Origin of the sequence: Streptomyces xylophagus, assembly GCF_000716435.1 — a bacterium.
GTDB classification, from domain to species: domain Bacteria; phylum Actinomycetota; class Actinomycetes; order Streptomycetales; family Streptomycetaceae; genus Streptomyces; species Streptomyces xylophagus.
This window is the reverse complement of record NZ_JNWO01000012.1, coordinates 235,700-259,611: the sequence shown is the minus strand read 5'-3', so window position 1 is coordinate 259,611 and position 23,912 is coordinate 235,700. Positions and strand designations below refer to the sequence as shown.

Sequence of the window (23,912 nt, the reverse complement as noted above, 5' to 3'; positions counted from 1 at the left end):
TCTCATAGCGAGCGGGTTATGTGCTGATGGACCAGCCTCGCTCCGCCAAGGCCGCCGCCAGGCCAGCCGCAGCCGAGGTCTCAACCAAGAGCTGGGCAAGGCCTTCCTGTTGACCCGACGGGGTCTCGATTCTGATGTCCTCGATGTTCACGCCCGCGCGGCCAGCATCGGCGAAGAGTCGAGCCAGTTCGCCGGGCTGGCCATCGATGACAACCGCGACAAGCACGTGCCTCGTTGCGGAGCCGTGTTCGGCAGGCCTGTTGGCCTGAGCTGCGCTGCCGCTCCACCGCCTGGCCGCGTAGCCAAACCTCCCGGAGAGTCTTGAGCCGACCGCAGATTGGAGTGTCCGCAGCGACTCAACGCTTTCCCTGAAGTCGTCGTCGATACTCACCGAAGCCGATTCCTGTCGGAGAACTGAGGCACTGCCCGATGCCTCCGCCGAAACGGCAGCAACCCGCACCGCGACGCGCTGGCCCGTTTCGAGGGAGCGATAGTCATCCGTGTCAATGGCGCTGTAGTGAACGAAGCGGTCCGGCCCGTTGTCCACGGCGAGGAAACCGTACCCCTTCTCGGAGTTGAACCATTGCAAGGTGCCAGCCACATAGTCCGTGTCGGCCGCCTCCACGGAGGCCGCGGTGGCCGCGAGCCTCTGCCTGGCGCCCCTTCCTGTCAGCGCGCGCTGGAACTCTGCGGCTCGTGAAACAACGGCGAGCGCCTCCTCGTGCCGTCCGAGCGCGGCCAGTCGATCAGAGAGGCTGTTCAGCGTCATAGCGAGATCAGCCAGGAACATCCCTGGGCGGTCTCGGGCCAGATGTTCATAGACCTGGGTCGCCTCTTCCAGAGCGGCGCGGCCCGCTTCGTGCCGTCCCAAGTCCGCCAAGCGGTCGGCGAGGTTGTTCAACGTCATGGCGAGGTTCGGCAGGAACAACTCCGGCCGTATCTGCGCCAATTCGCGGTGGATCTGCGTGGCTTCCTCGACCTGAGACAAGGCATCCTCAGGGCGGCCGGCCTCTGCGAGCCGGTGCGACAGAGTGTTGAGCATCAGGGCCAGATCGCTCCTGGCCATGTCAGGTCGCACTGACGAAGTGTGCCGTCCGGTCACGGCCCGAATGTGCGGCACACGGGACGCTGGAGCCGTCTCAGCTTCGGAATCGCCTGGAGGAAGCCTCTCGTGCACCGGGGGCAGCGTGGAAGGGTTCGGAGATTCGCTGGTGAGATCAACCCCGAGCAGGCCGGCGAGTACCCGCCTCGGAAGGCTGTATCCGTCGAGGCTGACGAACCTCGCGTCGGACGCGGCGGTCTTCGTGACGGTGGCATCCTCGTCGGTGGCAGTAGATACGGTGGCGTCGTCACGGCTTGGGCGGGGGAATTTAGCCTTCATTGACGGCCTCCGGACGCGCCTGGTGCGGAGCGTCCTTTTCGTGCGGATACGTAGCCGCGGGGTGCAGCGCCGTCTCGTTACCGGGTACGGGTACCGCGCTCACTGCGGCTGGGGCCCCTCGGACCGCGGTCGCGACCTGGGGGATGCTTCCCAGTTGGGCCAGCACGGAGGGACTGGCCACACCGAGAGCAACGGCCACGTACGCGCCGCTGATCTGCCCGGTAGCTCCAAACAGCGCCGCTGTTCCAGCTCCCAGAAGTGCGCGGAAGGCGAGGATCCAGGCGTGGGCAGGGACGTCGATGTACCGGCGCAAGCGGGGTGGTTGCTGTTTGATCAAGCCAGTCGGCGTGCGGCGCGCGGTCTGCCAGTCGGAAACGCGGCGGAAGAGGGCAAGGACTTCGACGAGCACTCCCCCAGCGGCACCGAGCAAGGAGAACTGCCACCAGCTCACGGCCCCTCCTCTGACGTCAACCGACGCCTACTCTAAGGTCGCCCTGCCCTGAGTAGTTGCGGATGAACCAGATGATCATCCAGACATAGAGAATCCGGATGGACTTCCAGGGGCACCTGCGACTGCGTTTGGGCAGTTTCCTCTTGGGGCCGTTTCCTGCTGGGCGAGAGCTCAGCGGCGGCCGTCGAAGCGGTCGTCATCGGTGTCGGTGGGCAGGGTGTCGAGCTGGTCGGGGTCGGCCAGTTCGGTCAGTCCGTGAACTGCGGCGTCCATGCGGTCGGGGCTGTCCATTCCCTCGACCCAGGTGACCATCTGACCTTCCAGCTCGGGGTATTCACCGACGTGATGTACCAGCTGCTGTTCGTACAGCTGGGCCACGGGGGCGGCCCGCAGTCGTTTGCCGACCTTGGCGGTGACCTCCAGGATCATGGGCATCAGGAGGCCCTTGGTGACGCCCTCGCGGCGCAGCTGCTCCCACGCCTGAGTGACGATCTGCCGCGCCATGTCGCCGCCGTAGTTCTTCTCGACCACGATCGCGTCGGCCTTGAGTTCGAGGGCGAGACGGCATGCCGCCAGGCCCCAGTCGTTCGCGCCCATCGATCCGGATCGGTCGGCCAGGACGTACAACTGCCGGTCGAAGTCGCGGCCGACGCCGATGACACCCGTCTCGTCGCCGACCGTGGACTCTCCGCCGGCGGGGTCGACAGCGACGACGATGCGCGCCATGTCGAGGCCGGAGAACTGGACGGCGTTGATACGGGCGGTATCGATCCACTCCCGCCTCCAGACGCCTCCCTCCGGCGGACGGGGCTTCTGCAAGTAGAGGGCGGCCCAGACGCGTTCGCCGACTCGCTTGCGGGTCTTGGCGTGGTGGGTGACGTTGAAGCGTTCGGGCCACAGCGCCTCGCCAGGAGCGCGGCCGAGCGGGTCGTCAAGGCCATCGGCGATGGCGGGCAGGTCGATGACCCGCCAGGCGTCGCGCTCGGTGGCGAGGATGCGTCCGGCGAGGTCGTCTTCGTGCCACCGGGTCTGGATGAGGCAGATGGCGCCGACCGGTTCGAGTCGGGTCTGCAGTACCGAAGTCCACCAGTCCCAGGCGCGCTTGCGCATCGTGGGGCTGTCGGCGTCGGCCATGTCCTTGACCGGGTCGTCGACGATGGCTATGTGTGCGCCGCGTCCGGTGAGGCCGCCGCCGATACCGGCCGCGAGGAGGCCGCCTTCGCCGCCGACGATGTCGAAGCGGTTGGCGGCCTGGCTGCCCGCCTTGAGCTGGATGCCGAGGTCGTCGCCCCAGGTGTTGATGGCGTCCCTGATCCACCGGCCGTGGTCGTCGGCCAGGTCGGCGGAGTAGCTGGCGATCATCATGCGGTGGCCGGGGTTGCGCCGCAGGTACCAGAGGGGCGCCCATCGGGAGGCACGTCGGCTCTTGCCGTGCCGCGGGGGCATGGTCAACATCACGCGGTCGCATCGGCCTGCGGCCATGTCGATGAACGCGCGGTCGATGAGATCCAGGTGCGGGGCCTGCATCTCGCGCCCGCCGGTGAGGACGGCGGCGAGCGCGCCTGGCGAGCGGTCCATGGCGAGTTGGCGTTCGACTCGCATCAACTCAGCGCGCAGCGCGGGAGATGCGGCCCGTGCGATGGTGCGGCGCTTCGCTGGCGGAAGGGTCTTGTAGTGGGCGATGACCCTTTCGTGGTCGCGCGGGTTCATTCGCCGTCCGGATCGGTGAGCGCGATCAGGGCGTCGAGTTCATCGACGGTCACGTTCTCGACCTGGACCGGTCCGCCGTCCGGGCCGGACAGTTCCGTACGAACGGGCATGTCGAGGCCGAGCAGCCGTGCGCGGCGCTCCATGATCCGCAGGGTGCGGTCGATGGCGGCGAGGTCCTGGTCCCGTACGGCCTTCTTGTAGGCGACGAAGAACAGCCGGTCGAGTCGGTCGGCTTCCAGCGCGCGCAACTCATCTACGTCGTCGTTGAGTTCGGCGCGGCGGTCGGCGAGCGCGGTGCGGACGTCCCGGCAAGCGGCGTGAATCAGGGCCTCGTTGGTGGGCGGGTCCTGGTTCTTGCGGTACCGCTCGACTCCGTAGCCCTGCGGGTAGGCGATCCCGTCAGAGTTGATGGTCGGGTCGGCGGCGAGCTTGCGGGCAATCGTCAACCAGTCCACGCCGGCGAGGCGTAGATCGATGGCGTCCGAGCGGCGGCGCGCGATGGCCGCACGCGCGGCTCTGTCGGGGCGTCCCACGGCGGGGGTCCTTCACAGCTCGGGTGCGCCCCCGCGCCCGAGTCCATGATCCCACTTCGTTTCAGCTGCCCTGGTGCCACGGCGTCCAGCGGTTAGGTTCACCTTGCACGATGGGTAGTCTGGTTGACCAGTCGACTTGCCCAATTCTGATAGGTGGCGCTCATGGCGTACGAAGTGGATGCGCCCAAGTACGTACGCCTCGCGCAGACGGTCCAACGCCGCATCGAGGCTGGCACGTATCCGCCCGGCACGAGGGTGCCTAGCGAGAATCAGTTGGTCCATGAATTCGGCATGTCCCGCCCAACGGTCGTGCGAGCACTTGAACTACTCAAACGCGATGGCTGGCTGGAGTCCCGTCAGGGATACGGAACCATCGTGCGAGGGCGGCCGACCGTCGTCGAGGGACATGGCCGTCGGGGACTCGTAACCCTGGCGCGCAACGAGTCACAGGCCGCAGGGCGTCTGGTTGTCGTTGACCGGGTACCGGCTCCAGCGCGCATCGCCTTGGCACTGGAACTGCCGGAGCAGACTGACGTGTTGCTGCGGCGTTTCCTGGTTGAGGAGGGTGGGGAAGCCGCTGAGCTGGTCTCGTCGTACTTCCTGACCAGACTCGCCGACGGAACGGAGTTGGTGAACGTCGAGCCAATGCATAGGGGGCTTCGTGAGTACCTTGGGGCCCGGCTGAAGGTGCACCTCGACCATGTGACTGAGCGGATCTCGACTCGGTTGCCCGATGCCAGCGAGGCCGAGCTTCTGGGCCTGTCTATCAACACGCCCGCCCTCAACGTTCTGATCATTGCCCGGGATGCATCGGGGCAAGTATTGATGGCCTCTGATCTGCTCTTTCCTGCCGCCAAGCAGGAGCTTGAACATACGTATCGGTTGGACTGAGCCACGCACACACGGCTCAGTGACACAGCTCCGCCGACCCGCCGACTCCAACTGTCCGTCAGGCCCCCGACTTTCTCGTTGCGGAGCAGCGAAAGTCTACGATTCCCGCCCCCGGCGCGCGCCCATCAGCTACGGTATCGCCTGGAAGTGAGGGCCTGACGGAACCGTGTCTACGGGGAGTCTCTGTGCCCATGCTGGCGATCTAACGAGCGGATCCGGTGACCTGCTCGGTCCATCGATAACAGCATGCCTTGGCCGGCTCGCTTCTCCACACGCATCCTCGAAACCCTGGCGGTACTGCAAGACCTGAGTTTCAATCGCCGGCACGAGACTCAGTTCAGCCATTGACCATGGCCGGACTGAGTGTGCCTGCGCACAGTTCGGCCCTTTGAAAGGGAAGCCGAACGGTGGACTCGACCGTCATCCTGTGGATCTTGGCCTGGGCCGGAGTGCTCTCCGTCGTCATCTTCGTGACCAAAGGGCTCCTCGACCAGCTACCGCCTCTCGTCGATTCATGGCGGGCGCTGGTTCGTACTGTGCGCGGCGAGGAGACGGCCAGGGCGGCAGGTGAGGCCAGGCGCGTCCAGGAGACGGCGGTGGGGCCAGACGACGTTCGCCCGGCCCCACCAGCATCACATCAGTGACATCTGCTCGCCCTCACCGGGCCGCTTGGGCGGCACGCACTCGGGTGGTGCGTCGGGCGCGTTGCGCTCGGTGCGCAGCCACCAGGCGAACTGGTAGTTGCGGCAGGTTCGGAAACGGACAGACTTCCGGCGCGGCTCGCTCTCGGGGATGTTGTGCTCGCCCCATCCGGTGATGGGGCGAGCGTTCTCCAGGTGCACATACAGGCCCGGCACCAGGGCGGGCCCCTCCCACTGCTCTCCGGGTGCGCGCTCGAAAGCAAGGTGCGCGTTGTCGCTCCACTTCCACGGGTTGGGCAGCGCGCACAGGTACCAGGCCAGGGGCGGGTTGTGCTCGGGGAGTTCAATCGCCTGATGCCGGCGGCGGACGTCGAGCCGGGGACGGTCGGGCTGGCCGAAGCTGCGCAGGCAGTGTTGGTCGAGGGCTACGTGCCGCACGCCTGCCAGCCACATGATGTGGTACCGAGTTCGTGATTCAATTTGGACCTGTATTCGCTGCGACATCCGTTCCCCATTTACCCGTTTCAATTGGCGAGAGATTCATTTCTCCCTACTGCCAATTTTATCAAATTTCCCACCAATTCCAGATGCCTGTCATGTCGGAACCCATTCGGGTAAGGCATGTTGAATTCCTCTTCGAATGCCCTCTCGTATTCCTCCTTGGGGAGCGCGATAGGGCGGCGGCAGGTGGCCTTGATGTTGGAGCCGCTGAGGTCGGTGACCTGTACGTCCTCGAAGTAGCGGCGGAGCAGCGGCTCCAGAGTCTCGGGTGTGTGGAAACGCAGCTTCTGCCACTTCCCCTTGACGAAGTTCATCTCGACGTTGTCCTCGTCGAGGAAGCTCATCTTGGTGGTGGCGGTCTGGGAGGTGACCCGCTTGGCCTGCTCATCCCGGAGTTCGCGGGCGAGGTTGCGTGTGCCGAGGCACACAACCCCGTCCGCCGAGCAGAGGGCGTTGACGGTGGTCATCACCCAGTGCTGGTAGTCGAGGGTGGTGGTGGCGTTGATGACGGAGTCGAGGACCACCACGTCGTACAGGCCGTTGGTCTGGATGTCCTTGTCGATGTCGCGGATCATGCCGACGACGGCGCGGATGTCGACGGCGTACGAGCCGTCCCGGCAGCGGTAGGGCTCGTAGTCGTGGATGTTGAAGCCCTTGGCGCGCAGGTGCTTGGCGTAGTCGCCGTACCCGGCGCCGAAGTCCACGACCCGGTGGGTGGGCTTGAGCCAGGGCGTGACCAACTGGTCCCAGGTCTCGGAGCCGTAGGCGAGCTTTCCGGCCTTGGCCTTGGAGGAGAACTTGCGGAGCCTCTTGGGCTGCACGATGTGCTGGTTCCACACCGGGGCCTTGCTCTCGATGGCGGTCCAGTCGTAGACGCCGTACTCGCCGGTGAGGTCGGCGTGGAGTTGGGCGGCGTCGGCGGAGGTGACGGTCCAGGCGAGGAGGTCGAAGCGGTTGATGGAGGCGACGACGGCGTATTCGGCGTTGAGGACGATGCGGCCCTGGTCGTCGATGACAACGCTCCCCCACGGGCCGTGGCCGGCGGTCATGTGCCCGATGGCGTTGACGAAGGAGAGGTTCTTTCGTTCCGCGACCCGGATGGACTGCCATGGAATCCATGACCAGGCGCCGATGACGCCGGGCTCGGCGTAGACGATGCTGGCTTCGGTCTCGACTCGGTTGTGCAAGAGGTTGAACTGGATCTCGTCCTGCAACCTGACCTTCGTGCCCAGCATGACCGCGGGTGTGTGCGTCAGGCCGATGGCCTGGAGGCCCTTGGTTCTCTGGTGGCCTGCGACCAGTGTGCCGTCGGCGTTGAGGATGACGGGCTTCACGACACCGTGGCGGCGCAGTGACGCCTGAAGCCTGACGAACGCCTCCTCGCTGAGGCGGCGCGGGTTGTAGTCGGCGGGGCGAAGCCGGTCGAGGGGGTACGCCTCGTAGAACGTCGTGGTGGGCGCACTGCTCATGCCGCCTCGCCCTCCTCGTGGGCCTGCTGCAAGACGTGCCAGCCGAAGCCGAGGTCGCTGTTGGTGTCGTCCACGAACTTCGTGTAAATGGTGTTGAGGGCTTCGACCTCTTCGGAGGTGATCCGGACCCGCTTGGACTCCCACTGGAGGTAGCCCCACTGGAGGTAGTCGACGGTGGCTGCGGCACCAGTGCCCGCGCCGTCGGAGGTGAGTTCCAGCGTCTCGGGCAGGGAAGTGTCGTCGAGGAGCCGGTCTACGCTCTCGCGGTCGTAGCCGGTACCGGCCAGGTCCGGGATGTCGGAGAGGATCTCGGCCAGGAGCACGCTGTCGTATCCGGCGAGGTCGTTGGTCCGGTTGTCGACGATGACGATGCGGGCCGCCGCGTCGTCGTCGACGTCGACCCATGTGACGGCGATCTGCTCCCAGCCGAGCTGCTGGGCAGCCGCGTACGTGTGGTTGCCCGCCAGGATCTCGTTGTGGCGGCCCGTGTGGGTGCCCTTGTTGACGACGATCGCGCGGTACTGGCCGTTGACGGTCAGTGATTCGGCGATCGAGGGGAGGTCACCGTTGCGGGGGTTCCGGTAGTACGGAACGAGGTCCTCGGTGGGGACGGCGAGCGGCAGGAGCAGTTCGGGAATTTTGGCGGGCGTCGGGGTCACTGGGCGTCCCTTGTGTAGGCCGTTCCCCGCGCCCTACAGCTAGTTCAGACTAGACGATCACGCCGAGCCGCGGCGGTCGCCGGGGCGAGGGTTCAGTTGGTGCGTCGGCCGCCGACTGCCCACCCATCGCTGAACGTGGTGGATGGCGGCGGCCACCAGCCCGCAGGCGGGGACGGCCAAGAGGCTGGCGAGAAGGACACCGCCGCCGCCGAGTTGTACAACGACCCAGGCGACAACGGCGATGGCCGCCATGAGCAGGACAGCCATCGCGTCGGCGACAAGGCGCAGAAGGGTGTGCATCACCGGTTGTTGCAGCCGCAGATGCCGGTCGGCAGGCACCAGGAGTCACAGGATCGGCACCACACCGCACCGGGTACGGGAGGTGTTCGGCGCTCTGGCTCTGCGGGCGGCGCCTGCTTGGCGGTCATGCTCCATGTCGCTTTCGTCGTCGGGGAGTTGTGGCTGCTTCGAGTTCCGTGAGGTGCCGGGTCGCGTCTGGGTCGGGGGCTGCTGGCACTTCGAGGCCCGGGTCACGTTCAGCGAGGGCTTTGATCGGCGTCCCGTCCCGCTCGACGAGGAGACGTTCATACAGGTCGCGATCCTCTGGGTGCCCGGCGAAGTCCTCTGTGTTCATGGCGCTCCTGAGTGCACGGGGACCCGCCCCCGGCGTGAGGCGGGGACGGGTCCGGTCGTGATCGTGGATCTTGGCGGCGCTCCGGTGGCTCCGCTCAGGTGCGGGCCGGTGCCTGGCGGGTAGGGCGCGGGGGATTGGCCACCCGCCAGGCACCGAAGGGGAGTGCCGCATGCCACGGCACGTTGGTGAGCCGGTTCCTCGGCTGAGGCCGCCTCCACCAACGAGATAGAACGTATCACTCTTCAGTGTTGGGATCTATCTCGAGTCGGCGCAGCCCCGTGCTCGAACCCGCCAAGGGGTGCCGCGCCGCGGGCCGTCGGCGCGGCGAGCAGCGCCGCTTCGAGCTCGACCAGTCGGGCCGTGACCATGAGATGGGTGCGCACATACACCGAACTACCGGCACCCTTCATGAGGTCGGAGGCGGCGATCAGGGTGAGGTTGTATGCCTCGTTCAGGGCGGCTTCGTCGTTGTCGCGGCGCGCCTTGAACAGGTGCGCCGCAGCCTCGCGGACGAGTGCAGCCACGTCGGAGTCGTACTCCTCAAGGGCGTTGGCCGAGGCCGGCACGTCGAACAGGTTGTGGTTGATGTTGCGCATGGCCTGGATGTCGTTCATCACTGTGGGACTCCATGGAGAAGGGGGCGGCCCGCTGGGGGCCGCCCCTGGACGGACGAGTCAGGCTCCGACGGCGACCGGCTCGGCCGCCGCCTCGGCCTCGGTGTCGTCCTCCTCCGACTCCGCCGCGCTCTCGGTCTCCGCGTCGGCGGCCGGGGTGGCCTCGGTCTCCGTGTCGGCGTCGGCGGCCGGGGCGGGCTCCGGCTCCGGGGCGCGCTCGGCCTGCGCCTCCGGCTCGGTGTCGCCCACAGCCGGGTCCACCTGGGCGAGCACGGCGTCAGCCTCGGCCACCAGGTCGGGCGCTGCGGCGGCGGGGTTGACCATGATCTCGCTGGCGTCGGCGTGCGCCTTCGCCTGACGGAGCTGGAAGCGGGCCTTCGCCACGACGTCCGCGACCCGGTCCATCTGCTCAAGCCGCTTGCCAACTTCCCCCGCCAAGGTGCGGGCCAGCTCCATCGGGTCCGCCTTGCCAATGCTGTCCAGCAGCGCCCACATCCCCTCGATCGCGTCGAGGTCGCTCTTGGTCTTGGCCTGTGCGCGACTCCGCTCGGCCTTCTCCTCGGGGGTCATCTCGTCGACGTCGACCATCGAGTCCTGCGTGGCCGCCTTCTCCTGCTTGCGCATGGCGTAGGCGATGTGGACGAGCTGGTTGTCGCTCTTGTCGCCCTTCCTCCAGTCCTGGAAGACCGCCGCCTGGTTGTCCTTCGAGAGCGCAGCGATCTGGACGGCAGCCTGGGTGCCGATGTGCCCGAGGTCGACGGCCGCCTGGATCTCCGGGCGCAGGGCGAGCAGGGCCAGGCGCTGGTTGACGAACTGGACCGACTTGGAGAACGTCTTCGCGACGGCGGGAACCTGGTCGGGATCGCCGTCGTACTTGTCGTCCAGGACCTTCTTGAAACCGCGCGCCTCCTCCAGCGGGAGCATGTCCTCGCGGTTCAAGTTCTCGGCCATGGCCTTCTCGAAGGAGTCCATGTCGCTGATCTCGGACCCGCCCTCGGGCAGCAGGATCTTCGCCTCGATGGTGATGTTGTCCGCGAGCTCGTTGGCACGGAAGCGGCGCTCGCCGGCCACGAGCTCATACCCCTCCGCCACCTTCCGGACGACGATCGGCTGGAGCAGGCCATGCTCCTTGATCGAATCGGCCAGCTCCTTCAGCGCGCCCTCGTCGAAGGTCTTGCGGGGCTGGTGCGGGTTGCGGTGGATCTGGCGCATCCTCAGGGCGGCGTACTTGTGCGACATTGCGATCTCCAAGAGGTCAGTGGGGGCTTCTTCCTTCCCCCCTCCTTCTGGTTCTATTCTATATGCATTCAGGGGGGAGGTCCATAATTTTCGGGAAGTTTTTGCAGGTCAGACGCGTGAAGCGGGCCCCTACGGAGGCCCGCTTCCAAGTACGCGCGTAGATCAACTCGTAGCGGCACCCCTCACGGGCTCCGCATCGCAGCCGACCCGCTTCGGGTCAACGATCGCCAGAGCCGCTAACGCGGCGAGTGCAGCCTCGTCATCCAAGACAACGTTTTCCTTTCCGCCCGACTCCTCCAGTCGGGCCAGCACTCGGTCCAGCTCGATCCCCACCCGTACCCTCCCCGCATTGCAGCGTTCCGCCTCCGTAACGAGCCGCGGCCCACTTAGATCCCCACACAGGCGAGTTAGCGGCACAATTCGAGGCCTAGTTGGGTGCCCGTCGCGATCTTGCACCCAAGGAGGCGGTAGAGGGGCGGCTGCCCCGCATGCCGAGCACGCGCTTACTTCGCCCAAGGTTATAGATCTTGCGGCGAGCGTTACCCATTGTCAACCAACATAGACATTGGGCTGTCTCACCAGCCACTTGCACCTCACAGCGATACTGAGTGCGCACCACATTCACCGTCCCCCGCCTGGTCGGGCCTGCCGCGTCACAAGGAGTAGCCAGCACCATGCCGCTCGGCCCGGACACCCCTCTCTCCAGCAAACTCGCCGTCCTGATCGGCAGGAAACGCAGGGCGGACGGGAAAACCCTGAGCACGCGCGACATTGCTGCCGCCACAGCTGAGGCTCCCGGGGGCAAGCCTGCGATGACCCACCAGGTGGTGAACGACCTCTTGAACGGAGTCAAGGCGAATCCAACGATCTCCCAACTGGCAGGCCTGGCACGGGCGTTGGCCTCTCCGGTAGCTTATCTACTCCCCGGTTACAACGGATTGACGTCCCTGTCGGTCTATGAGGATTGCCCAGACGCGCGCGAGGCGCTTCGGCTCATCCACGACCTGGGTGACGCTGGAGCTGCCGAACTCCTGGAGGCCGCACGTGAGATCCGTCTGCGACACGGACGCAGTGATCTCGTCGTCCCGGAGGTGCCCGAGCCTCTTCCACCTGTCCCGGAACCACCGCGGCCAGGCCGGCGGAGGCGTCTCAGCTTCACCGAAGCGGCTGAGCGCGCCGTCTCCGACTTGGAAGGAACCTGAACCAAATGGACGGCTTAGTCTTCGGCCTGTGCGCTCTGATTGGCCTGGTGGGTACCGTGCTCTCCGCTCGGGAAGCCTGGCGTCAGCGTGACCGAAGCGACTATCGCGTAGCGCGTTTCACCCGAGCCGTGGCCATCGGCATCTGCACGGTGGGCGTCACCCTCGCCGTCCCGGCGATAGAGGACGTGATCGAATCTGCGACCGGCATGAACAATGCCGCCAAACTCGGGGCGCACATCTGTGCAGTCGTATGGTGCGGCAGCCTTCAGCTGATGCTCGTGGACTGGTCCTACAACCACGAGGTGCTGAAGGCCAGCCTGTACGCACGTGTCGCCTTCGCGGTGTGCGTCCTAGCGGCGATGCTGCCTCTGTTCGTCGGCACCACCGACGAGACAGTGGAGTTCACGACCGAGTTCGCCACAGTGCCAGGCGTCACCGTCTACCTCATGGTCTATCTGGGATACGTGGCGATTACCTGCGGCGAGATCGCGTTCCTGTGCACCGGGATGACTCTCGTTGCCCGGCGCGCAGGACACGCCTGGACGGCTCGCGGCCTCGCCCTGTCGTCGATCTCTGCGGTGCTCGGAGTGGCCTACGCCGCCAGCAAGGGGTCATACCTGGTGACTCACTACCTTGGCCACCCGTGGCCGCTGCGCTACGAGGAGATCGTCTCCCCGCTCCTGGCCGGGCTCGCCGTGATCTCACTGATCACGGGGCTGACCATGGCGATGGTAGGCAGGCGGCTCGCATCGCGGGTAGCGATCTCAGTCACCTGACGTGCCGGACAGCTTGCGCCAGTGAAGGACGACTCGTCCCGGCTCGATCGTCCGGACGCCGCGGGCGCTCGCGGGGAACACCTCGATCTTCTCCAGGAGGAGCAGCGTGATGCCTCTTTTCGACGCGGTGGGTGCAGAGTTCCACCACTTCACCAGGTCCTTGGCATGGCCAAGTGAGAAGTTCGCCATCTGCTCTGCGTAGCGAAGGCGCGAACGGATGCCCTTGAGGTTGGACGCGATCTCGCGCTCTCCGGCTACCAGCGCCTCGCCGCTGATCTCGCGGTTTCCATAGAGCCTCCCAAGCTCCGCTTGGCGGCCCTCCAGCTCCTTGATGTCCCTCTTGAGGTCCTCAACCTGCTTGCGCACGGCGGCCTGCGCTTGGGCGATCTGGGCTCGGATGCCGGGCTTGAGGAGTTCCGCCACGACGTGTTCTCCGACGTAACCCTCCAACAGCTCGGCATCAATCCGGACCTCGCCGCAGCCGCCGTGCCCGTTCTTGTCCTTCGGGCGACAGCGGTATCCAGGCGTAACCGCATTGGTACGGGCGCCCCCGAGGTCCCATTTGCAGTTGCCGCAGGTGCTGGCCCCACCAGTCAGGAGATAGTCATACGCGGGCTCTGGGACCTTCGTGCTGCGAGCCTCCTCCCGCGCCAGGAGGGCCATGAACTCTTCGCGCGTGATAGCACCGAGGTGACCCGCGTCAACGAGTTCGCCGTCATCGTCGTAGCGCAGTCCAGCGATCGCCGGGGTGCGGAACAGACGTCCAATCGACGCGTCCTTCCACTCCCCGCCGAGCGTTCCCCGGTAGCCCTCACCATTCGCCCATACCGCAATGTCGTGGTTGGACTCATCGCTGATGAGCGCCCGGCTCACCATCAGGCGGGTCGCGTCAATTTCATCGTCACGTAGCCGACGACGTGAGGCGTCCTCGAAACCGTAGAGCCGTGGCATGCGGTGGTCCGTTCTCGTCTCGTGCGCCCGTAGCCGCCTGATCGTAGGCCACGGCACATGTCCCAGCTATGGCCCAGCGAGACCGACAGACTCAGGGCTACACGATCACTGCACCAGTGGCGTCACCCCGAGCACTTGCCACAGTGCAGCAGTGGGGACTCTCACCGTGCCGCCCAGAGGGAGCGTCTGCACGGGGAAAGACCCCTCCTTGATCAAGTTGTAAGCCTTGTGCGTGCCAATCCCGAGTGCTCGCGCAGCCGTCACAACGTTCACGGTCGGTGGCAGCGCGAGTAGTTCCTCGAGGGTCATCGCGCTGACCCCGGCGTCCGTAGCTACAGATGCGTCCTTCGTTGTCATTCCCGTTGTCGCGTTCTCCCCCACGCCAACGTGCCGTAAGGATACTCCAACACTGGAGTGTTGGGGCAAGATAGGGATTCGGTCGACATAGACCGACACAGAAGTTCCACAAGCGAAGGCCATGAAGGGGATATTCGTGTTCGACCCCAGCTACACGCGGCGTTGCGCCTGCCAGGAGCCCGTCATAGACGAGGACGGCAGACCGCAGAAGGACGCCAACGGCAAGCTGAAGATGCGCAAGATCGGCGCGAGCTGCCCGAAGCTCGAAGAGAAGGACCACGGCACCTGGCACCTGTACTTCGAGCTGGAGCCCGGCGAGGGCGGCAAGCGTCAGCGCGTCCGGCGCGGCGGGTTCGCCAAGAAGACGGACGCACAGCGGAAGGCAAAGGAACTGTACGACGCCGCCACCGCCGGCACCGACGTGCTGTCCGACGAGACGTGCGGCGCCTTCTTCCTTCGCTGGATCAAGGCTAAGAAGTCCCTCGCACGCACCACTCGCCACGGCTATCAGGAGCACCTCGACAACTACCTCGTCCCACACCTGGGACACATCAAGCGACGCGACCTCAAGGTCCGCCACCTCGACCTCATGTACAACGCGATCGAGAGGGAGAACGCGGAGCGCATCCTCCACCGGCTCCGCGTGACGGAACTCCAGGAGGCTCGGGATGAGGCGCACCGGGCCTGGGTGAAGACCGCTGGCTACGCCAAGAGAGAAGAACGCCGCCCGTACCGGCAAGCCTTCCTGGAGGCCAACATGGCTCTACGCGAGGGCCGCAGGGGCCTGCGAAAGGTCACCTCACCCGCAACCATGCACCGCATCAACGACACCCTCAGCTCGGCGCTCACCTGGGGGATCAAGCGCGAGCAGGCATTCGCCAAGAACTGGTCGCAGCTCGTCGAGCTTCCGTCGGTCACACGGCCGAAGCCCATCGTCTGGACGCCAGAGCGCGTCGAGCACTGGAAGCGCACCGGAGAGAAGCCCGGCCCGGTCTTGGTCTGGACACCCAAGCTGACCGGGGAGTTCCTCGACTTCGTCAAGGATGACTGGCTCTACGAGCTGTGGCACTCGTTCATCTTCCTCGGCCCCCGGCGCGGCGAGATGGCCGCGGTGCCGTGGAGAGAGGTCAGCATCGACGCTCTCTGGCTCCGGATCTCCCAGCAGATCGTAGAAGTCGCCTACCAGCTATACGGCGAGGCACCGAAGGCGGAGAGCGTCCGCACCGTGTCGCTGAGCCTGGAGTCCGCCGACAACCTGGTGAGCTTCCGCACGAAGCAGGAGCAGAAGCGCCAGGAGTGGGGAGCCGCCTACGTCGAGACCGGTCGCGTGTGGACGCACGAGAACGGTGAGGCGCTGCACCCTGACTGGATCTCCAGACGCTTCACCCGTCTCGTAGAGCTGTCCGGCCTGCCGCCGGTCCGTCTCCACGACCTTCGCCACCTGGCGGCCACGCTCTCCCTGCTCGCGGGGAACGACATCAAGGTGGTCCAGGAGAAGTTGGGGCACTCCTCACGCCAGATCACCTCCGACACCTACACCAGCGTCCTGCCCGAGATGATGCGAGCCGAGGCCGAGTCGGTCATCTCCGTCGTCCCCCGCGAAGTCCCCTACAAGGTGCACACGCCGCTAGAGATCCCCGAGACGAACTGGCAGGGCGACCTCGCCGTCTTCTTCGCCCACGGCGCGCGCCAGGCGGGCGAGGACTGGTCCGTAGGCGCCCAGACCGGGCCCGACTCCGATCTCCTCGGCCTGGTCACCCTCGCCGGCCGAGGCCAGGACGACGCCGCCAATGCCGCCGTGAAGTGGATGCGCGACCACTGCACGAGCAACGAACTAGAGCTGGTCCGGATCGAGAACTTCAACGACCAATACCAGGGAGATCAGCGCCAGGAGTTCGCCCTCCTCCGCTTCACTATCGCCCGAACGGAGACTCCGAGCATCGCGGGGTGGGACACCTCGCACCCCGCTCCTCTCCGCCGCAACACCAGGCAAAAGAGGGCTCGTTCACGCGCCGCGTGACCTGCGTCCAGAATTTGTCCAGACGATCATGAAATCATGATCAAGACGGGGTCGCCAGGACCCTCACAGCCTCGCCCCGACCGGGAAAGTGCCTGGTCAGAAGGTTTCTTCTCGCGTAGCGAGTGGTGGGGCGGGTGGGACTCGAACCCACGGCCGACGGATTATGAGTCCGCTGCTCTAACCGGCTGAGCTACCGCCCCATTACGGCGCGTCGCGCACATTTGTACGCGCCGTCTGCCGCAGCATAGCCGCTCATACGATCTCCTGCTTCGGATGGTCGACTTCGCACGACCATGAGGACAGCGGCACGTCACGAGCGGTTCCGGGGGACATGAAAAAGGACCCCAACGGGGTCCTCGTCCACTGCTGTCCACTGGCTCTCCCGACTGGACTCGAACCAGTAACCTGCCGGTTAACAGCCGGCTGCTCTGCCAATTGAGCTACGGAAGATCGAAGCTCCCCCGACTGGACTCGAACCAGTAACCTGCCGGTTAACAGCCGGCTGCTCTGCCAATTGAGCTACAGGGGAATGCGCCTCGCTGCATCGAACGTACCTCCCTGGGTATTCGCCAGGGGGCGTGTGCTCGCTGCGACACATACATTAGCGCAAGCAGGGGGGTGCTCCGCCAATCGGTTCCCCCGGCACCGATGCCGCGCCGGAGACCCGCGAGGGACTGACCCGCGAGGGACCACGCAAGGGAAGGATGGCTGTCATGCGCTACAAGCTCACGTTCGTCGTCGGACTGGCTCTGGGTTACGTGCTGGGCACGCGGGCCGGACGCGAGCGCTACGAGCAGCTGAAGAAGTCGGCGCGTCAGGTCGCGCAGAACCCCGCCGTCCGCAACACCGCGGAGTCCGCGGCGCAGCAGGGCCGCCAGTTCGCGGGCAAGGCGTACCACGCGGTCAGCGACAAGGTCGGCGACCGGGTCCCGGACTCGGTGGCCGAGCGCGTACGGTCCCTGCGTGAGCGCAACGCGAACGGCACGGGCGGGGACGACTGGGGCACCAGCAACACCTAGGGAGCCCCGACTCGGCGCGGTCACCTCCCGCCGTACGGCAGAATTTCCGCCATGGGGATAGTCGCCGGGTTGGACAGTTCGCCCGATTTCACTCGTATCGTCGTCTGCGACACGGACACGGGATCCGTGCTCAGGCAGGGATATGCGCCGCATCCGGTCGAAACCGAGACCGAGGGCGGCGGGCGGCCCTCCGATGTCGATCCACAGGCCTGGCTGCTGTCGCTGGGCGAGGCGGCCGGCGGGGGGCTGCTCGAAGGTGTGCAGGCCATCGGGGTGTCCGCGCAGCAGAACGCGGTCGTGCCGCTGGACTCGCAGGGCAACACCGTACGGCCCGCGATGGTCGGCGGTGACAAGCGGGCGCAGGTCGCGGCGGCCGATCTGATCGACGCGCTCGGCGGGCGCGAGGCGTGGGCGCAGGCGGTCGGTTCCGTACCGCAGGCCGCTCATCCGGTGACCAAGCTGCGCTGGCTGAACAGGACCGAGCCCGACAACGCGCGGCGTACGACCGCCCTGTTGCAGGCCCACGACTGGCTGGTGTGGCAGCTCCTCGGGCGGCCGGTGAGAAGGACCACTGATCGTGGTGGGGCTTCCGGGACCGGGTACTGGTCCGCTGCCAGCGGCGGTTACCGGCCCGATCTCGTCGAACTCGCCCTCGGCCACCAGGCCATGCTGCCCGAGGTCATCGGGCCGTCCGACGCGGCCGGTACGACCCCGGAAGGGCTGCTGATCTCCGCCGGTACCGGCGAGACCATGGCCGCCGCCTTCGGGCTCGGCATCGGGTTCGGCGACGCGGTCGTGTCGCTCGGCGCCTCCGGGTCCGTGATGGCCGTCCACCACGAGGCGCTCGTCGACCAGAGCGGGATGATCACCTCGCTCGCCGACGCGACCGGGATGCATCTGCCGGTCGTCACCACGCTGAACGCCGTACGGACCCTGCGCGGAGCCGCCGAGCTGCTCGGGCTGCCCGATCTGGAGAGTCTGTCCGAGCTGGCGATGAAGTCGACGCCTGGTGCTCACGGGCTCGTGTTCCTGCCGTATCTGGAAGGTGAGCGGACGCCCAATCTGCCGCACACCGCGGGGACGCTGGCCGGGCTGCGGCGAGAGTCGATGAAGGCGGAGCATCTGGCGCGGGCCGCGTTCGAGGGCATGCTGTGCGGGCTCGCCGACGCGCTGGACGTGCTGCGCGGGCGGGGGGTGTCGGTGCGGCGGCTCTTCCTGCTCGGGTCGGCCGCCGAGCTGCCCGCCGTGCAGGCCGCGGCGCCCGCGCTCTTCGGGACGCAGATCGTCGTACCGCAGCCCGCCGACTACGCGGCGATCGGCGCCGCCCGGCAGGCCGCCTGGGCGCTCGGTGTCTCCCAGGGCACCCTCGACCCGCGCAATCCGCCGCCGTGGCAGGGACCGGTCGCCCAGGTCTTCGAGCCGGGCGACGAGTTGGCCGTAGGACAGGCCGTGCGTCAGCAGTATGTGTCCGTGCGGGAGCAGACCCATCCGGGGGCGTTCCGCTCGTAGGAATTCGCGCGTTCCGCTCTTAAGGGTTCATAACGGCGGCTACGGCACTGCTGTTGGCTTAATCAGTTGAGGTAACGCGGGTGGAGTGTCCGACGATAGGGGCGAGGGGCACACCGCCCGCCCCTCACCGCCGACTCCGAGAGACGTAGCGTGCTCATACGACTTCTGCGGACCTATCTCAGGCCCTACAGGAAACCCATCGCCCTGCTGGTGCTGCTGCAGTTTCTGCAGACCTGCGCCACCCTCTACCTGCCCACCCTGAACGCGCACATCATCGACAACGGTGTCGTGAAGGGTGACACCGGTTACATCCTGTCGTTCGGCGCCCTGATGATCGGGATCTCGCTGGTCCAGGTCGTGTGCAACACGGGTGCCGTCTACTACGGCGCCCGGACCGCGGCGGCGCTCGGCCGGGACATCCGGGGTGCCATCTTCGACCGGGTGCAGTCGTTCTCGGCGCGCGAGGTCGGTCAGTTCGGCGCGCCCTCGCTGATCACCCGTACGACCAATGACGTGCAGCAGGTCCAGATGCTGGCCCTGATGACGTTCACCCTGCTCGTGTCGGCGCCGATCATGTGCGTCGGCGGGATCATCCTGGCGCTCGGTCTGGACGTGCCGCTGTCCGGGGTGCTGATCGCGGTGGTCCCGACACTGACGATCTGCGTGACGATCATCGTGCGGCGGCTGCGGCCGCTGTTCCGGGCCATGCAGGTCCGCCTGGACGCGGTGAACCGGGTGCTGCGCGAGCAGATCACCGGCAACCGTGTCATCCGCGCCTTCGTCCGCGACGAGTACGAGAAGGACCGGTTCCGGAAGGCGAACGCCGACCTGACCGAGATGCAGCTGAAGTCCGGCAACCTGCTCGCGCTGATGTTCCCGGTGGTCATGACCACGGTGAACCTGTCGTCGATCGCGGTGGTCTGGTTCGGCGCGCATCGCATCGACAGCGGCGGGATGCAGATCGGCGATCTGACCGCGTTCCTCGCCTATCTGATGCAGATCGTGATGTCCGTGATGATGGCCACCTTCATGTTCATGATGGTGCCGCGCGCGGAGGTCTGTGCCGAGCGCATCGAGGAGGTCCTCGACACCGAGAGCAGTGTCGTGCCGCCGGTGGCTCCCGTCTTCGAGCTGCGCCGGCACGGGCATCTGGAGGTCCGCGGGGTCGGCTTCTGCTACCCGGGTGCCGAGGAACCCGTACTGAAGTCCATCGACCTGGTGGCCCGCCCGGGCGAGACGACGGCCGTGATCGGCTCGACCGGCAGCGGAAAGTCCACCCTTCTGAGTCTCGTCCCGCGCCTGGTTGACGCCACCGACGGCGAGGTCCTCGTCGACGGTGTCGACGTGTCGACCATCGACCCGGTGCTGCTCGCCAAGACGGTCGGCCTGGTCCCGCAGAAGCCGTACCTGTTCGCGGGCACGGTCGCGACCAACCTTCGCTACGGCAACCCGGACGCGACCGACGAGGAGCTGTGGCACGCGCTGGAGGTGGCGCAGGCCAAGGGCTTCGTCGAGGGGCTGGAGAACGGACTCGACTCCCCCATCTCGCAGGGCGGCACCAACGTCTCCGGCGGTCAGCGGCAGCGGCTCGCGATCGCGCGCACGCTGGTGCAGCGCCCGGAGATCTACCTCTTCGACGACTCCTTCTCCGCCCTCGACTACGCGACCGACGCGGCGCTGCGGGCGGCGCTCTCCCAGGAGACCGCCGAGGCGACCGTCGTGATCGTGGCGCAGCGGGTGGCGACCATCAGGGACGCCGACCGGATCGTCGTACTCGACGAGGGGCGGGTCGTCGGGACGGGGCGCCATCACGAGCTGATGGCCGACAACGAGACGTACCGAGAGATCGTGCTCTCCCAGCTGACGGAAGCGGAGGCCGCCTGATGGCCGGGCCCATGGGGCGGATGATGGCCGGGACGGGCCCCGACGCCCGTTCGATGGACTTCAAGGTGTCCGGCAAGCGGCTGATCGGCCAGTTCCGGCCGGAGCGGATCACCATCGGCATCCTGCTGGTGTGCGTGGTGTTCAGCGTCGGGCTGAACGTGGTGGGACCGAAGATCCTCGGCAACGCCACCGACCTGGTCTTCGCCGGCATCATCGGGCGGCAGATGCCGGCCGGGACGACCAAGGCGCAGGCCCTCCAGGCGATGCGTGACCGGGGCCAGGGCTCGATCGCGGACATGCTGAAGAGCACGGACTTCACACCGGGCAAGGGCATCGACTTCACCTCGGTGGGGCATGTGCTGCTGCTCGCGCTGGGCACGTTCCTGGTGGCCGGGCTGCTGATGGCGGTGGCGACGCGGATGGTCAACCGGGCGGTCAACCGGACGATGTTCCGGCTGCGCGAGGACGTGCAGACGAAGATGTCGCGGCTCCCGCTGTCGTACTTCGACAAGCGGCAGCGCGGGGAAGTCCTCTCGCGCGCGACCAACGACATCGACAACATCGGGCAGACCCTCCAGCAGTCGATGGGCCAGCTCATCAACTCGCTGCTCACGATCATCGGTGTGCTCGCGATGATGTTCTGGGTGTCGTGGCTTCTCGCCCTGGTCGCGCTGGTGACCGTGCCGCTGTCGTTCGCCGTCGCCACCCGCGTCGGCAAGCGGTCGCAGCCGCACTTCGTGCAGCAGTGGCGCTCGACGGGCAAGCTCAACGCGCACGTCGAGGAGATGTACACCGGCCACAACCTGGTGAAGGTCTTCGGGCGGCAGGACGAGTCGGCGAAGCTGTTCGCCGAGCAGAACGACGCGCTGTACGAGGCGGGGTTCAAGGCGCAGTTCAACAGCGGGGTCATGCAGCCGCTGATGATGTTCGTGTCGAACCTCAACTACGTGCTGGTCGCGGTCGTCGGCGGCCTCCGGGTCGCGTCCGGCTCACTGTCCATCGGTGACGTGCAGGCCTTCGTCCAGTACTCGCGCCAGTTCTCGATGCCGCTGACGCAGGTCGCGTCGATGGCGAACCTGGTCCAGTCCGGCGTCGCCTCGGCGGAACGGATCTTCGAACTCCTCGACGCCGAGGAGCAGAAGCCCGACCCGATGCCGAGCGAACGCCCCGCGGAACTCCGCGGCCTGGTCGCCCTGGAGCACGTCTCCTTCCGCTACGACCCCGACAAGCCGCTCATCGAGGACCTCTCGCTGACGGTGGAACCGGGCCACACGGTCGCGATCGTCGGCCCGACCGGCGCCGGCAAGACCACCCTCGTGAACCTCCTCATGCGGTTCTACGAGGTCTCCGGCGGCCGCATCACCCTCGACGGCGTCGACATCGCGCGCATGTCCCGGGACGAACTCCGCGCGGGCATCGGCATGGTGCTCCAGGACACCTGGCTGTTCGGCGGCTCGATCGCCGAGAACATCGCGTACGGGGCCTCTCGCGAGGTCACCCGGGGCGAGATCGAGGAGGCGGCGCGGGCGGCGCACGCCGACCGGTTCGTCCGTACGCTGCCCGACGGCTACGACACGGTCATCGACGACGAGGGCACGGGGGTCAGCGCCGGTGAGAAGCAACTCATCACCATCGCGCGGGCGTTCCTGTCCGACCCGACGATCCTGGTCCTGGACGAGGCGACGTCTTCGGTAGACACCCGTACCGAGGTGCTGATCCAGAAGGCGATGGCCAAACTAGCCCACGGGCGTACGTCGTTCGTGATCGCGCACCGGCTCTCCACGATCCGGGATGCGGACACGATCCTCGTCATGGAGAACGGCTCGATTGTCGAACAGGGCGCGCATGCGGAGCTGTTGGCGGCGGACGGGGCGTATGCGCGGCTGTACAAGGCACAGTTCGCGCAGGCGGTGGCCGAGGTGGACTAACGGTCGTCATTCGGCTGACGGCCCGGTGGGGGCTGGTCGCGCAGTTCCCCGCGCCCCTAAAAGACGCCGCTCGCCCGGTGCTTTTAGGCGCGCGGGGAGCCCCCTGAAAGCACGGGGCGCGCCCGAGTCTTTAGGGGCGCGGGGAACTGCGCGGCCCGCCCCCACCGGGCCCGCACCCGGCATCAATCCAGATAGCCCCTCAGCTGATCCGCAAAAGCGTGATCCCTCAGCTTGTTGAGAGTCTTCGACTCGATCTGCCGTATCCGCTCCCGGGTCACCCCGAAGATCCGCCCGATCTCCTCCAGCGTGCGCGGACGCCCGTCCGCCAGCCCGTAGCGCAGCTGCACGACCTTCCGCTCACGCTCCCCCAGCGTCGACAGAACCGCCTCCAGGTGCTGCCTGAGGAGGATGAACGCGGCCGACTCCACGGGACTCGTCGCGTCGCCGTCCTCGATCAGATCGCCGAGGGCAACGTCGTCCTCCTCCCCCACCGGCGCGTGCAACGACACCGGTTCCTGAGCCAGGCGGAGCACCTCGCTGACGCGTTCGGGCGCGAGGTCGAGGTGGTCGGCCACCTCTTCCGGGGTGGGCTCGTAGCCGCGCTCCTGGAGCATTCGGCGCTGGACGCGGACGACCCGGTTGATGAGTTCCACGACGTGCACCGGGACGCGAATCGTGCGGGCCTGGTCGGCGAGGGCGCGGGACATGGCCTGGCGGATCCACCAGGTGGCGTACGTGGAGAACTTGTAGCCGCGGGCGTAGTCGAACTTCTCGACTGCCCTGATCAGGCCCAGGTTTCCCTCCTGGACGAGGTCGAGCATGGTCAGCCCGCGGCCTACGTACCTCTTCGCCACGGAGACGACGAGTCGCAGGTTCGCCTCGATCAGGCGGCGCTTGGCCATCCGGCCCAGGACGACCAACCGGTCCAGGTCCAGGGCGAGTTGGCTGTCCAGATCGGAGGCGCCGGCGAGCTTCTCCTCGGCGAACAGGCCGGCCTCGACGCGGCGGGCGAGGTCGACCTCCTCGGCCGCGGTGAGGAGCGGGATACGGCCGATCTCGCGCAGGTACTGGCGGAACAGGTCCGAGGAAGGGGCGCCGTTGTCGGCGGCGACCCGGCCCCGGGGCCGTACCTCGGGCTCGGGGGCCTCCGCGGACTCCACCGCTTCGGCCGTCGGTTCTTCGAGCTCGGGCGGACTCTCCGGTTCTGCGGTTTCGGGGTGGTGCGCGGCACGGCTCTGCGGAGGGACGGTCGCGAGGACATCGGTCTCCGCTTCCGGTTCCGCGCCGTCCGTCGTGCTGGTCTCGGTCTGGTCGAGGGTCTGGGTCTGCACGGGGGCGACCTCCAGGATGATCGCTGCCAGGGGGTACGGCAGCGGTACTTCGGGGGCGGAGTCGGCGGCCTCGCCGCTGTCCGTCCCGTACTCGATGAGCGGAACCGCGGGGGTGAAGGACCCGCTGGGGACGGATCGGCCGCGCTCCGAGGACTCAGGCACCGGAACCCAGTGTGGAGTACGACACATCGCCGCCACGAGGGGCGTGCGGT

The 23,912-nt window shown here is 66.9% G+C and carries 20 protein-coding genes and 3 tRNA genes; 8 read left to right on the top strand and 15 right to left on the bottom strand.

Going from position 1 to position 23,912, the window contains the following annotated elements; genetic code table 11:
* Positions 1–16 precede the first annotated feature (16 nt).
* The 3 genes from OO70_RS56895 to OO70_RS27225 all read right to left on the bottom strand — a co-directional run bounded on the left by OO70_RS56895 (position 17) and on the right by OO70_RS27225 (position 4,075).
* The gene (locus OO70_RS56895) at positions 17–1,078 is read right to left on the bottom strand and encodes a cold shock domain-containing protein (RefSeq protein WP_158711520.1); all 1,062 of its coding nucleotides are present in this window, start codon (positions 1,076–1,078) and stop codon (positions 17–19) included.
* A gap of 925 nt (positions 1,079–2,003) precedes the next feature.
* Positions 2,004–3,542: a terminase large subunit domain-containing protein gene (locus tag OO70_RS27230; protein WP_043676713.1), complete on the bottom strand. Its 1,539-nt coding sequence runs from the start codon at positions 3,540–3,542 to the stop codon at positions 2,004–2,006.
* Positions 3,539–4,075 carry a hypothetical protein gene (locus OO70_RS27225; RefSeq protein WP_043676711.1) on the bottom strand — a complete coding sequence of 179 codons (537 nt, stop codon included), beginning with the start codon at positions 4,073–4,075 and terminating at the stop codon, positions 3,539–3,541. Before OO70_RS27225 ends, OO70_RS27230 begins: the two co-directional genes overlap by 4 nt.
* Positions 4,076–4,237: 162 nt before the next feature.
* On the opposite strand from OO70_RS27225, the gene OO70_RS27220 reads away from it, so the two are divergent.
* Complete coding sequence (locus OO70_RS27220; RefSeq protein WP_043676710.1) at positions 4,238–4,966, top strand: GntR family transcriptional regulator; 729 nt, start codon at positions 4,238–4,240, stop codon at positions 4,964–4,966.
* Between the two features lie 632 nt (positions 4,967–5,598).
* On the opposite strand, the gene OO70_RS27210 is transcribed toward OO70_RS27220, so the two are convergent.
* The 7 genes from OO70_RS27210 to OO70_RS51325 form a co-directional block, all read right to left on the bottom strand.
* Positions 5,599–6,060, bottom strand: a complete 462-nt coding sequence (locus OO70_RS27210) for a hypothetical protein (RefSeq protein ID WP_043676706.1) — start codon at positions 6,058–6,060, stop codon at positions 5,599–5,601.
* A 71-nt stretch (positions 6,061–6,131) separates the two neighbouring features.
* Positions 6,132–7,577, bottom strand: coding sequence for a methyltransferase domain-containing protein (locus tag OO70_RS53925; protein WP_043676704.1), 1,446 nt, complete (start codon positions 7,575–7,577; stop codon positions 6,132–6,134).
* The gene (locus OO70_RS51330; protein ID WP_051741634.1) at positions 7,574–8,236 is read right to left on the bottom strand and encodes a ParB N-terminal domain-containing protein; all 663 of its coding nucleotides are present in this window, start codon (positions 8,234–8,236) and stop codon (positions 7,574–7,576) included. The genes OO70_RS53925 and OO70_RS51330 overlap by 4 nt, the downstream gene beginning before the upstream one ends.
* 57 nt (positions 8,237–8,293) lie before the next feature.
* Positions 8,294–8,575 (bottom strand): hypothetical protein, encoded by a 282-nt coding sequence (locus OO70_RS27195; RefSeq protein WP_043676702.1) that lies wholly within the window; start codon positions 8,573–8,575, stop codon positions 8,294–8,296.
* An 85-nt stretch (positions 8,576–8,660) separates the two neighbouring features.
* Positions 8,661–8,870, bottom strand: coding sequence for a hypothetical protein (locus tag OO70_RS54720; RefSeq protein ID WP_158711518.1), 210 nt, complete (start codon positions 8,868–8,870; stop codon positions 8,661–8,663).
* 242 nt (positions 8,871–9,112) lie between these two features.
* Positions 9,113–9,484: a hypothetical protein gene (locus tag OO70_RS27185; protein ID WP_043676698.1), complete on the bottom strand. Its 372-nt coding sequence runs from the start codon at positions 9,482–9,484 to the stop codon at positions 9,113–9,115.
* A gap of 60 nt (positions 9,485–9,544) precedes the next feature.
* Entirely contained in the window at positions 9,545–10,723 is a 1,179-nt protein-coding gene (locus tag OO70_RS51325) for a ParB/RepB/Spo0J family partition protein (protein WP_051741633.1), read from the bottom strand.
* A 674-nt stretch (positions 10,724–11,397) separates the two neighbouring features.
* On the opposite strand from OO70_RS51325, the gene OO70_RS54715 reads away from it, so the two are divergent.
* On the top strand, positions 11,398–11,925 hold the full coding sequence (locus OO70_RS54715) for a hypothetical protein (RefSeq protein ID WP_158711517.1): 528 nt from the start codon (positions 11,398–11,400) through the stop codon (positions 11,923–11,925).
* A 5-nt stretch (positions 11,926–11,930) separates the two neighbouring features.
* Positions 11,931–12,701, top strand: coding sequence for a hypothetical protein (locus OO70_RS27175; protein ID WP_043676696.1), 771 nt, complete (start codon positions 11,931–11,933; stop codon positions 12,699–12,701).
* Here the strand turns inward: OO70_RS27175 and OO70_RS27170 are convergent.
* The gene (locus OO70_RS27170) at positions 12,690–13,652 is read right to left on the bottom strand and encodes a recombinase family protein (protein ID WP_043676695.1); all 963 of its coding nucleotides are present in this window, start codon (positions 13,650–13,652) and stop codon (positions 12,690–12,692) included. The two genes, OO70_RS27175 and OO70_RS27170, sit on opposite strands and share 12 nt — an antisense overlap.
* A 493-nt stretch (positions 13,653–14,145) precedes the next feature.
* Here OO70_RS27170 and OO70_RS27160 point away from each other — a divergent pair, with 493 nt between their 5' ends.
* Positions 14,146–16,029: a tyrosine-type recombinase/integrase gene (locus OO70_RS27160; RefSeq protein ID WP_043676692.1), complete on the top strand. Its 1,884-nt coding sequence runs from the start codon at positions 14,146–14,148 to the stop codon at positions 16,027–16,029.
* Between the two features lie 123 nt (positions 16,030–16,152).
* Here OO70_RS27160 and OO70_RS27155 read toward each other — a convergent pair.
* From OO70_RS27155 to OO70_RS27145, 3 genes are all read right to left on the bottom strand, one after another.
* Positions 16,153–16,229: transfer RNA gene (locus OO70_RS27155), tRNA-Ile, on the bottom strand.
* 174 nt (positions 16,230–16,403) lie between these two features.
* A tRNA-Asn gene (locus OO70_RS27150) sits at positions 16,404–16,479 on the bottom strand.
* Between the two features lie 6 nt (positions 16,480–16,485).
* Positions 16,486–16,558: transfer RNA gene (locus OO70_RS27145), tRNA-Asn, on the bottom strand.
* A gap of 184 nt (positions 16,559–16,742) precedes the next feature.
* Here OO70_RS27145 and OO70_RS27140 point away from each other — a divergent pair.
* From OO70_RS27140 to OO70_RS27125, 4 genes are all read left to right on the top strand, one after another.
* Positions 16,743–17,048: a hypothetical protein gene (locus OO70_RS27140; RefSeq protein WP_043676690.1), complete on the top strand. Its 306-nt coding sequence runs from the start codon at positions 16,743–16,745 to the stop codon at positions 17,046–17,048.
* A gap of 51 nt (positions 17,049–17,099) precedes the next feature.
* Positions 17,100–18,557 (top strand): xylulokinase, encoded by a 1,458-nt coding sequence (locus tag OO70_RS27135; RefSeq protein WP_078651568.1) that lies wholly within the window; start codon positions 17,100–17,102, stop codon positions 18,555–18,557.
* Between the two features lie 150 nt (positions 18,558–18,707).
* Positions 18,708–20,441, top strand: coding sequence for an ABC transporter ATP-binding protein (locus OO70_RS27130; RefSeq protein ID WP_043676686.1), 1,734 nt, complete (start codon positions 18,708–18,710; stop codon positions 20,439–20,441).
* Positions 20,441–22,369 carry an ABC transporter ATP-binding protein gene (locus tag OO70_RS27125; protein ID WP_043676684.1) on the top strand — a complete coding sequence of 643 codons (1,929 nt, stop codon included), beginning with the start codon at positions 20,441–20,443 and terminating at the stop codon, positions 22,367–22,369. The genes OO70_RS27130 and OO70_RS27125 overlap by 1 nt, the downstream gene beginning before the upstream one ends.
* A gap of 182 nt (positions 22,370–22,551) precedes the next feature.
* Here the strand turns inward: OO70_RS27125 and OO70_RS27120 are convergent, their stop codons facing one another.
* Positions 22,552–23,862 (bottom strand): RNA polymerase sigma factor, encoded by a 1,311-nt coding sequence (locus tag OO70_RS27120; RefSeq protein WP_043676682.1) that lies wholly within the window; start codon positions 23,860–23,862, stop codon positions 22,552–22,554.
* Positions 23,863–23,912 lie beyond the last annotated feature (50 nt).

Coding starts and splice junctions, on each gene's coding strand:
- OO70_RS27170 (WP_043676695.1), bottom strand. CDS start 13,652: ATGCCACGGCTCTACGGTTTCGAGGACGCCTCACGTCGTCGGCTACGT.
- OO70_RS51325 (WP_051741633.1), bottom strand. CDS start 10,723: ATGTCGCACAAGTACGCCGCCCTGAGGATGCGCCAGATCCACCGCAAC.
- OO70_RS54720 (WP_158711518.1), bottom strand. CDS start 8,870: ATGAACACAGAGGACTTCGCCGGGCACCCAGAGGATCGCGACCTGTAT.
- OO70_RS27230 (WP_043676713.1), bottom strand. CDS start 3,542: ATGAACCCGCGCGACCACGAAAGGGTCATCGCCCACTACAAGACCCTT.
- OO70_RS27210 (WP_043676706.1), bottom strand. CDS start 6,060: ATGTGGCTGGCAGGCGTGCGGCACGTAGCCCTCGACCAACACTGCCTG.
- OO70_RS53925 (WP_043676704.1), bottom strand. CDS start 7,577: ATGAGCAGTGCGCCCACCACGACGTTCTACGAGGCGTACCCCCTCGAC.
- OO70_RS27135 (WP_078651568.1), top strand. CDS start 17,100: ATGGGGATAGTCGCCGGGTTGGACAGTTCGCCCGATTTCACTCGTATC.
- OO70_RS27175 (WP_043676696.1), top strand. CDS start 11,931: ATGGACGGCTTAGTCTTCGGCCTGTGCGCTCTGATTGGCCTGGTGGGT.
- OO70_RS27125 (WP_043676684.1), top strand. CDS start 20,441: ATGGCCGGGCCCATGGGGCGGATGATGGCCGGGACGGGCCCCGACGCC.
- OO70_RS54715 (WP_158711517.1), top strand. CDS start 11,398: ATGCCGCTCGGCCCGGACACCCCTCTCTCCAGCAAACTCGCCGTCCTG.
- OO70_RS27220 (WP_043676710.1), top strand. CDS start 4,238: ATGGCGTACGAAGTGGATGCGCCCAAGTACGTACGCCTCGCGCAGACG.
- OO70_RS27185 (WP_043676698.1), bottom strand. CDS start 9,484: ATGAACGACATCCAGGCCATGCGCAACATCAACCACAACCTGTTCGAC.
- OO70_RS27140 (WP_043676690.1), top strand. CDS start 16,743: ATGCGCTACAAGCTCACGTTCGTCGTCGGACTGGCTCTGGGTTACGTG.